Annotated in this window: 7 protein-coding genes, 1 tRNA gene and 2 pseudogenes; all 10 read left to right on the forward strand. The window is 58.5% G+C overall.

Annotation, left to right across the window (positions count from 1 at the left end; genetic code table 11):
• Positions 1–187 (forward strand): annotated as a pseudogene (locus tag Q0S71_RS15245) (elongation factor Tu); the annotation flags it as partial.
• A 68-nt stretch (positions 188–255) separates the two neighbouring features.
• Positions 256–331, forward strand: a tRNA-Trp gene (locus Q0S71_RS15250).
• 32 nt (positions 332–363) lie between these two features.
• Complete coding sequence (gene secE, locus Q0S71_RS15255) at positions 364–747, forward strand: preprotein translocase subunit SecE (protein WP_295997313.1); 384 nt, start codon at positions 364–366, stop codon at positions 745–747.
• Entirely contained in the window at positions 747–1,406 is a 660-nt protein-coding gene (gene nusG / locus Q0S71_RS15260; protein WP_295997315.1) for a transcription termination/antitermination protein NusG, read from the forward strand. The genes secE and nusG overlap by 1 nt, the downstream gene beginning before the upstream one ends.
• Before the next feature lie 111 nt (positions 1,407–1,517).
• Entirely contained in the window at positions 1,518–1,949 is a 432-nt protein-coding gene (gene rplK, locus Q0S71_RS15265) for a 50S ribosomal protein L11 (RefSeq protein WP_295997318.1), read from the forward strand.
• A gap of 2 nt (positions 1,950–1,951) precedes the next feature.
• Positions 1,952–2,647 (forward strand): 50S ribosomal protein L1, encoded by a 696-nt coding sequence (gene rplA / locus Q0S71_RS15270; protein WP_295997321.1) that lies wholly within the window; start codon positions 1,952–1,954, stop codon positions 2,645–2,647.
• A gap of 325 nt (positions 2,648–2,972) precedes the next feature.
• Complete coding sequence (gene rplJ, locus Q0S71_RS15275; protein WP_295997326.1) at positions 2,973–3,515, forward strand: 50S ribosomal protein L10; 543 nt, start codon at positions 2,973–2,975, stop codon at positions 3,513–3,515.
• 73 nt (positions 3,516–3,588) lie between these two features.
• Complete coding sequence (gene rplL / locus Q0S71_RS15280) at positions 3,589–3,960, forward strand: 50S ribosomal protein L7/L12 (protein ID WP_295997329.1); 372 nt, start codon at positions 3,589–3,591, stop codon at positions 3,958–3,960.
• A 276-nt stretch (positions 3,961–4,236) separates the two neighbouring features.
• Positions 4,237–8,343: a DNA-directed RNA polymerase subunit beta gene (rpoB, locus tag Q0S71_RS15285; RefSeq protein WP_295997332.1), complete on the forward strand. Its 4,107-nt coding sequence runs from the start codon at positions 4,237–4,239 to the stop codon at positions 8,341–8,343.
• A 109-nt stretch (positions 8,344–8,452) separates the two neighbouring features.
• A pseudogene (locus Q0S71_RS15290) lies at positions 8,453–9,248 on the forward strand (DNA-directed RNA polymerase subunit beta'); the annotation flags it as partial.

Genomic DNA, 9,248 nt, shown 5'->3' on the forward strand with positions numbered 1-9,248 from the left:
CCGTACCACGGACGTGACCGGTTCGATCGAGTTGCCAGCGGACAAAGAAATGGTCATGCCAGGCGATAACGTGTCGATCACCGTCAAGCTGATCAACCCGATCGCGATGGAAGAAGGTCTGCGCTTCGCTATCCGTGAAGGTGGTCGTACCGTCGGCGCCGGCGTGGTTGCCAAGATCATCGCCTAAGGAATCATCTACTTCCACCCGGGGCGTCCCGGGTGGTAAAATAGATCTTTCCTCTTAAAGTTTTACGTAGGGACGTAGCTCAATTGGCAGAGCGTCGGTCTCCAAAACCGAAGGTTGGGGGTTCGATGCCCTCCGTCCCTGCCACCATCTAGGTGCAGGGCACCGAAAGTAAAAGTATGTCAAATCAATCCGTGCAGACCGTCAGCACGTCGAACGACAAGTTAAAAGTCGCGTTGGCAGTGGTTGCCGCGATTGCAGGTGTGGTCGGGTTTTATTACCTGTCAGACAAACCAGCTCTGGTGCGCGCAGGCGCGCTCGTGGCTGGTTTGGCTTTTGCCGTTCTGCTCTTGTGGACTTCGACCACTGGCCGCGAATTCTTGAATTTCGCCAAGGAAGCCGTCCGCGAGACGAAAAAAGTGGTGTGGCCTACCCGCAAGGAAGCGGGCCAGATCACGGCGATCGTGTTCGCCTTCGTGCTGGTGATGGCGATCTTCCTGTGGGGCACGGATAAGTTTCTCGAGTTCCTGTTGTACGACGTCATTCTGGGTATAAGAAAATAATGAGCGAAAATGTGCAAGATGAAACGGCTGGCGAGCCTACGACGGGCCCAGCCATGTCGGACAGCGTGCCCGATGTCGCCGCCGAGCTCAGCGCAGCAGCCAGCGCGCCCGTAAGCGTACCGGTCAGCAGCAAGCGTTGGTATGTCGTCCACGCCTATTCGGGCATGGAAAAGAGCGTGCAGCGCGCGCTGACCGAGCGCGTCGAACGCGCCGGCATGCAAGGCCAGTTCGGCCAGATCCTGGTGCCGACCGAGGAAGTCGTCGAAGTCAAGAATGGCCAGAAGTCGGTCACCGAGCGTCGTTTCTTCCCCGGCTATGTGCTGGTTGAAATGGAAATGACGGACGAAACCTGGCACCTGGTCAAGAACACCAAGAAAGTCACCGGTTTCATCGGCGGCAAGTCGAACAAGCCGACGCCGATACCCGCGCGCGAGATCGACAAGATCATGCAGCAGATGCAGGAAGGCGTCGAAAAGCCGCGCCCGAAAGTGCTGTACGAAGTGGGCGAGCAAGTGCGCATCAAGGATGGTCCGTTCACCGACTTCAACGGCAACGTCGAGGAAGTCAACTACGAGAAATCCAAAGTGCGCGTGTCGGTCACCATCTTCGGTCGCGCCACGCCGGTCGAGCTCGAATTCGGCCAGGTCGAAAAAGTCTAAGCGCCCGCCGGAGCGCGCGGTGGTTCAGCGTATCCGGCACCAAGAGGAGCCCCGCCCGGCAGGTCATCGCCGCGTGGGGCGCTACTACTCAAACCTAGATAGGAGCCAATCATGGCAAAGAAAATCATTGGTTTTATCAAGCTGCAAGTGCCAGCTGGTAAAGCAAACCCATCCCCACCGATCGGCCCTGCGCTGGGTCAGCGCGGTCTGAACATCATGGAGTTCTGCAAGGCGTTCAACGCCCAGACCCAGGGTATGGAGCCAGGCATGCCGATTCCGGTCGTCATTACCGCTTTCGCCGACAAGTCCTTCACCTTCGTCATGAAAACGCCACCGGCGACTTTCCTGATCAAGAAACTGGCTGGCATCACCAAGGGTTCGCCGAAGCCGCATACCGACAAAGTCGGCAAGCTGACGCGCGCACAAGCTGAAGAAATCGCTAAAACGAAAACCCCCGATCTGACCGCTGCCGACATGGATGCCGCTGTACGCACCATCGCCGGTTCCGCACGTTCGATGGGCATCACGGTAGAGGGTCTGTAATCATGGCTAAATTGTCCAAGCGCGTTAAAGCAATCAAGGCTAAAGTTGATCGCACCAAGGCTTACCCATTCGACAACGCCGTCGCTCTGATCAAAGAACTGGCCACCGCCAAGTTCAATGAATCGATCGACGTGTCGGTGCAACTGGGCGTCGATCCTAAGAAGTCGGACCAGGTCGTCCGCGGTTCCGTCGTGCTGCCAGCCGGCACCGGCAAGACCGTGCGCGTCGCCGTCTTCGCCACCGGTGAAAAAGCCGAGCAGGCCAAAGCCGCCGGCGCCGACATCGTCGGTATGGAAGACCTGGCCGAAATGGTCAAGGCCGGCAACATGCCTTTCGATATCGTCATCGCGTCGCCAGACACCATGCGTATCGTCGGTACCCTGGGTCAGATCCTGGGCCCGCGCGGCCTGATGCCTAACCCGAAGGTCGGCACCGTCACCCCTGACGTCGCCACCGCCGTGAAAAACGCCAAAGCCGGTCAGGTTCAATACCGTACCGACAAATCGGGTATCATCCACGCCACGATCGGCCGCAAATCGTTCGCCGACGCCGATCTGAAGAGCAACCTGGTTGCCCTGATCGATGCGCTGAACAAAGCCAAGCCAACGTCGAGCAAGGGTGTTTACCTGCGCAAGGTGTCGCTGTCGTCGACCATGGGCGCTGGCGTCCGTGTCGACCAGACCACCCTGGCCGCTTAAGCTGTAAAGTATCAAGCCCCCGCGCCGGACGAGGTCGGGCGTGGGGCAAATCTTTGGGCTGGCCGTTTTCCGTCAAGGAGGGCGGCCGGACAATCAAAGACCGTTGGGCCGACCGCGATAACAGATGCGGGAGGGTAATCAGTGTTCCGGGCAACCGGGGCGCGCCCAACGCAGATGGTGTACCCGAACAAGTTTTGTAGTCCATGCTGCGTGAATCCATCCGCTCAGTTTTTGTACTTCTTAACTTCGGACGCCGTGTTCGAACCGATGCAAGGTCCATGGCCATAGGGTCATGCCAACCGAACATCATTTAAGGAGGTTGACCGTGGGTCTCAATCTGAATGACAAAAAGGCAGTCGTCGCCGAAGTTTCCGCAAAAGTAGCATCTGCGCAAACCGTGGTGATCGCCGAATATCGTGGCATCCAGGTTGCTCACTTGACGCAACTTCGTGCCAAAGCCCGTAACCAGGGCGTGTACTTGCGCGTGTTGAAAAACACGCTGGCTCGTCGCGCCGTGGAAGGTACGCAGTTTGCCAATCTGGCCGACAGCATGACCGGTCCGCTGATCTACTCGATCTCGGACGACGCCGTTGCAGCAGCTAAAGTCATCGCCGACTTCGCTAAAACCAACGACAAACTGGTCATCACCGCTGGTAACTACGCCGGCAAACAGCTGGATAAAGCAGCTGTTGTCGCGTTGGCAAGCATTCCTAGCCGTGACGTCCTCATCGCCCAGTTGTTGGGTGTGATGCTGGCGCCGGTTTCGGGCTTCGCACGTGGTCTGGCTGCCCTGGCAGCGAAAAAATCCGAGGGCTCCGCTCCTGTCGCCGAAGAAGTGGCAGCAGAAGAAGCCCCAGCAGCGGCCTGATAGGCCGCCGCGGATTTTTTTCTCAAGTAGCACTTGATGTATTAACGAATCAAACAATTAAACGGAGTTTCAAATGGCAATTAGCAAAGACGACATCCTGGCAGCAGTTAGCGAAATGTCCGTAATGGACCTGAACGACCTGGTCAAAGCTTTCGAAGAAAAATTCGGCGTGTCCGCCGCAGCAATGTCGGCTCCTGCAGCCGGCGGCGCCGCTGCTGCCGTTGCTGAAGAGCAAACCGAATTCAACCTGATCCTGTCGGACTTCGGCGCGAACAAAGTTGGCGTGATTAAAGCTGTCCGCGAAATCACCGGTCTGGGCCTGAAAGAAGCCAAAGATCTGGTCGATGGCGCTCCTAAGACCGTCAAAGAAGCGATTTCGAAAGCTGACGCTGAAGCCGGCAAGAAAAAGCTGGAAGATGCTGGCGCCAAAGCCGAAATCAAGTAATTCCCGTTGTACGGCGGCTATGATTTAGCGCCACGAGCCAAAGCTGTGGATGGCCTCTGTTAAAAGAGGGCATCCGGCTTTGGCTCCTTTGTCGTCTTTGTCGTATTTGTAGCGGTCTGTCCACGTTGCAGTTTTATATCGAATCAGCTGGAAATGGTAGAAGTTTCAGGTTTCGTCTGTGTGACATTGCAGCCGAAGCGTTGCTGTAGTGGCCAAGGTAACTTCGCACAGGCAAAACCTGAATTTTTTATCCTTTCTGTCACTCACGGAGTGTCCATGCACTACTCATTTACTGAGAAGAAACGCATTCGCAAGTCATTCGCGAAGCGCGCCAACGTTCACCACGTTCCTTTCCTGCTGGCTACCCAGCTCGAGTCCTACCATAGCTTCTTGCAGGAAGACGTAGCACCGTCGACCCGCAAGAACGACGGCCTGCAGTCGGCCTTTACCTCGATATTCCCCATCGTGTCGCACAATGGTTTTGCGCGCCTCGAATTCCTGTCGTATGTCCTGGGCGACCCCGCCTTCGACGTCAAGGAATGCCAACTGCGCGGTCTGACGTTCGCGTCGCCACTGCGCGCCAAGGTGCGTCTGGTGATCCTGGACAAGGAATCGCCGACCAAGCCGGTCGTCAAAGAGATGAAGGAACAGGAAGTCTACATGGGCGAACTGCCCCTGATGACGAGCACCGGTTCCTTCGTGATCAACGGCACCGAGCGTGTCATCGTGTCCCAGCTGCACCGTTCGCCGGGCGTGTTCTTCGAGCACGACCGCGGTAAGACGCACTCGTCCGGTAAACTGCTGTTCTCGGCCCGTATCATTCCTTACCGTGGCTCGTGGCTGGACTTCGAGTTCGACCCGAAGGACATCCTGTTCTTCCGCGTCGACCGCCGCCGCAAAATGCCGGTGACGATCTTGCTCAAAGCAATCGGCATGTCGCATGAGCAGATTTTGGCCAATTTCTTCGTGTTCGACAATTTCAACCTGCGCTCCGAAGGCGCGGAAATGGAATTCGTCGCCGAGCGCCTGCGTGGCGAAGTCGCGCGTTTCGACATCGTCAACAAGGAAGGCAAGACGCTGGTCCTGAAGGACAAGCGCATCAACGCCAAGCATGTGCGCGACATCGAATCGAACGGCATCAAGCACATCTCCGTGCCGGAAGACTACCTGCTGGGCCGCGTGATCGCCAAGAATATCGTCGATCCCGAGACCGGCGAAGTGGTGGCGTCCGCCAATGAAGAGCTGACCGAAGACTTGCTGGGCCGCCTGCGCGAAGCCAATATCGCCGCAATCCAAACCTTGTACACCAACGATCTGGATCAGGGCGCCTATATTTCGCAAACCCTGCGCATCGACGACACGGCCGACCAGATGGCCGCCCGCGTCGCGATCTACCGCATGATGCGTCCAGGCGAACCGCCGACCGAGGACTCGGTCGAGGCGCTGTTCAACGGTCTGTTCTACAGCCCTGACCGCTACGACCTGTCGGCCGTCGGCCGCATGAAGTTCAACCGCCGCATCGGCCGCGATGAACTGACGGGCGCCATGACGCTGTCGAACGAAGACGTGCTGGCCGTCATCAAGATCCTCGTCGAGCTGCGCAATGGCCGCGGCGAAGTCGATGACATCGATCACCTGGGTAACCGTCGCGTCCGTTGCGTCGGCGAACTGGCGGAGAATCAATTCCGCGCCGGCCTGGTGCGCGTCGAGCGCGCCGTCAAGGAGCGCCTCGGCCAAGCCGAAGCGGACAACCTGATGCCGCACGACTTGATCAACTCGAAGCCGATCTCGGCCGCGATCCGCGAGTTCTTCGGTTCGTCCCAGCTGTCGCAGTTCATGGACCAGACCAACCCGCTGTCGGAAATCACGCACAAACGCCGCGTTTCCGCCCTGGGACCCGGCGGTCTGACGCGCGAACGCGCCGGTTTCGAGGTGCGCGACGTGCACCCGACCCACTACGGCCGCGTCTGCCCGATCGAAACGCCCGAGGGCCCGAACATCGGCCTGATCAACTCGCTGGCTTTGTACGCCCGCCTGAATGAATACGGCTTCCTGGAAACCCCGTACCGCAAGGTCGAAGGCTCCAAGATCACCGACCAGATCGACTACCTGTCCGCCATCGAAGAAGGCCGCTACATCATCGCTCAGGCGAACGCGACCATCGACAAGAGCGGTATGCTCAGCGATGAGCTGGTGTCGGCCCGTGAAGCCGGCGAAACGATCCTGGTGTCGCCGGAACGCATCCAGTACATGGACGTGGCGCCTGGCCAGATCGTGTCCGTCGCGGCATCGCTGATTCCCTTCCTGGAACACGATGATGCGAACCGCGCATTGATGGGTGCCAACATGCAGCGCCAGGCCGTTCCTTGCCTGCGCCCTGAAAAAGCCCTGGTCGGTACCGGTATCGAACGCACCGTGGCGGTCGACTCCGGTACCACCGTGCAAGCTTTGCGCGGCGGTATCGTCGACTACATCGATGCGGGCCGTGTCGTGATCCGCGTCAACGATGACGAAGCAACCGCCGGCGAAGTCGGTGTCGACATCTACAACCTGATCAAGTACACCCGCTCGAACCAGAACACCAACATCAACCAGCGTCCTATCGTCAAGGTCGGCGACCGCGTCGCCAAGCGCGACGTGATCGCCGATGGCGCATCGACCGACCTGGGCGAGCTGGCCCTGGGCCAGAACATGACCGTGGCCTTCATGCCATGGAATGGTCTGAACTTCGAGGATTCGATCCTGATCTCGGAAAACGTCGTCAAGGACGACCGCTACACCTCGATTCACATCGAAGAGTTGTCGGTGGTGGCCCGTGACACCAAACTGGGCGCGGAAGAAATCACGCGCGACATCTCGAACCTGGCTGAGAATCAGCTGGCGCGTCTGGATGAATCGGGCATCGTCTACATCGGCGCCGAAGTGCAAGCCGGCGACACCCTGGTCGGTAAAGTGACGCCCAAGGGCGAAACCCAGCTGACGCCGGAAGAGAAGCTGCTGCGCGCCATCTTCGGCGAGAAGGCATCGGACGTCAAAGACACCTCGCTGCGCGTGCCTTCGGGCATGATCGGCACCGTCATCGACGTGCAGGTCTTCACCCGTGAAGGCATCGTTCGCGACAAGCGCGCGCAACAGATCATCGACGATGAACTGAAGCGTTTCCGCCTGGACCTGAACGACCAGATGCGTATCGTTGAAGGCGACGCCTTCCAGCGTCTGGAAAAAATGCTGATCGGTAAGCTGGTCAACGGCGGCCCTAAAAAGCTGGCCAAGGGCGCCAAGATCACCAAGGAATACCTGGACGATCTGGACAAGTACCACTGGTTCGACATCCGTCCGTCGGAAGACGACGCCGCCGTCGCGCTCGAGGCGATCAAGGAATCGATCAACGAAAAGCGTCACCAGTTCGATCTGGCCTTCGAAGAGAAGCGCAAGAAGCTGACCCAGGGCGATGAGCTGCAACCTGGCGTGCAGAAAATGGTCAAGGTCTACCTGGCCGTCAAGCGCCGCCTGCAGTCGGGCGACAAGATGGCCGGCCGTCACGGTAACAAGGGTGTGGTTTCCCGTATCGTGCCTGTCGAAGACATGCCTTACATGGCCGACGGTACGCCGGCGGACGTGGTGCTGAACCCGCTGGGCGTGCCGTCGCGGATGAACGTCGGTCAGATTCTCGAGACCCACTTGGGCTGGGCCGCCAAGGGTCTGGGTATCCGCATCGGCGAAATGCTGGCCGTGCACACCAAGGCCGAAGAGATGCGCAAGTATCTGACCGTGATCTACAACGAAAACGGCCGTCCGGAAGACCTGGACCAGTTCGACGACGAAGAGATCATGAAGCTGGCGCACAACCTGAAAAAAGGTGTGCCGTTCGCGACCCCGGTGTTCGACGGCGCGCACGAATCGGAAATCCGCCGCATGCTCGACCTGGCCTACCCTGACGACATCGCCCACAAACTGGGCATGACGCCATCGAAGAACCAGGTCACCATGTACGACGGCCGCACCGGCGAAGCGTTCGAGCGCAAGGTCACCGTCGGCGTGATGCACATGCTGAAGCTGCACCACTTGGTCGACGACAAGATGCACGCCCGTTCCACCGGTCCTTACTCGCTCGTGACGCAGCAGCCACTGGGCGGTAAAGCCCAGTTCGGCGGCCAGCGCTTCGGTGAGATGGAAGTGTGGGCGCTGGAAGCGTACGGCGCATCGTACGTGCTGCAAGAGATGTTGACCGTCAAGTCCGATGACGTGAACGGCCGTACCAAAGTGTATGAAAACCTGGTCAAAGGCGACCACGTGATCGACGCCGGTATGCCTGAATCGTTCAACGTGCTGGTCAAGGAAATCCGTTCGCTGGGTATCGATATCGACCTCGAACGCAACTAAAAGACAGCTCACTGTCATTTGGTTTGGGAAGTACAAAGCCCGGCTGGGAAACCATGCCGGGCAATGTAGTCTCAGGAATATAGAAGTTTAATCACCTCTGGAGTGATACATGAAAGCACTGCTCGATCTATTCAAGCAAGTTCAGCAAAACGAAACGTTCGACGCGATCAAGATCGGTCTGGCGTCGCCTGAAAAAATCCGTTCGTGGTCCTACGGCGAAGTCAAAAAGCCGGAAACCATCAACTATCGTACCTTCAAGCCAGAGCGCGACGGCCTGTTCTGCGCCAAGATCTTTGGTCCTATCAAGGATTACGAATGCCTGTGCGGCAAGTACAAGCGTTTGAAACACCGCGGCGTGATCTGCGAAAAGTGCGGCGTCGAAGTCACGCTGGCGAAAGTGCGCCGCGAGCGCATGGGCCACATCGAGCTGGCCTCGCCGACCGCCCACATCTGGTTCCTGAAGTCGCTGCCGTCGCGCCTGGGCATGGTGCTGGACATGACGCTGCGCGACATCGAACGCGTGCTGTACTTCGAAGCCTACGTCGTCACCGATCCGGGCATGACGCCGCTGAAGAAGTGCCAGATCATGTCGGAAGACGACTACGCCGCCAAGTACGAAGAGTACGGCGACGACTTCACCGCCTTCATGGGCGCTGAAGGTATCCGCGAACTGCTGCGCTCGATCGACATCCACCGCGATGCCGAGACCCTGCGCGTGGAACTGAAGGAATCGAAGTCCGAAGCCAAGATCAAGAAATACGCCAAGCGCCTGAAAGTGCTGGAAGCGTTCCAGCGTTCGGGCATCAAGCCTGAGTGGATGATCATGGAAGTGCTGCCGGTGCTGCCGCCGGAACTGCGTCCGCTGGTGCCGCTGGACGGCGGCCGTTTCGCGACCTCGGATCTGA

The organism is Rugamonas sp. (genome assembly GCF_025354735.1).
In the GTDB taxonomy this organism is placed as follows: Bacteria; Pseudomonadota; Gammaproteobacteria; order Burkholderiales; family Burkholderiaceae_D; genus Rugamonas.

What these genes read in the sequence shown, in the direction of transcription:
- secE (WP_295997313.1), top strand. Translation starts at nt 364, where the DNA reads ATGTCAAATCAATCCGTGCAGACCGTCAGCACGTCGAACGACAAGTTA.
- nusG (WP_295997315.1), top strand. Translation starts at nt 747, where the DNA reads ATGAGCGAAAATGTGCAAGATGAAACGGCTGGCGAGCCTACGACGGGC.
- rplK (WP_295997318.1), top strand. Translation starts at nt 1,518, where the DNA reads ATGGCAAAGAAAATCATTGGTTTTATCAAGCTGCAAGTGCCAGCTGGT.
- rplA (WP_295997321.1), top strand. Translation starts at nt 1,952, where the DNA reads ATGGCTAAATTGTCCAAGCGCGTTAAAGCAATCAAGGCTAAAGTTGAT.
- rplL (WP_295997329.1), top strand. Translation starts at nt 3,589, where the DNA reads ATGGCAATTAGCAAAGACGACATCCTGGCAGCAGTTAGCGAAATGTCC.
- rpoB (WP_295997332.1), top strand. Translation starts at nt 4,237, where the DNA reads ATGCACTACTCATTTACTGAGAAGAAACGCATTCGCAAGTCATTCGCG.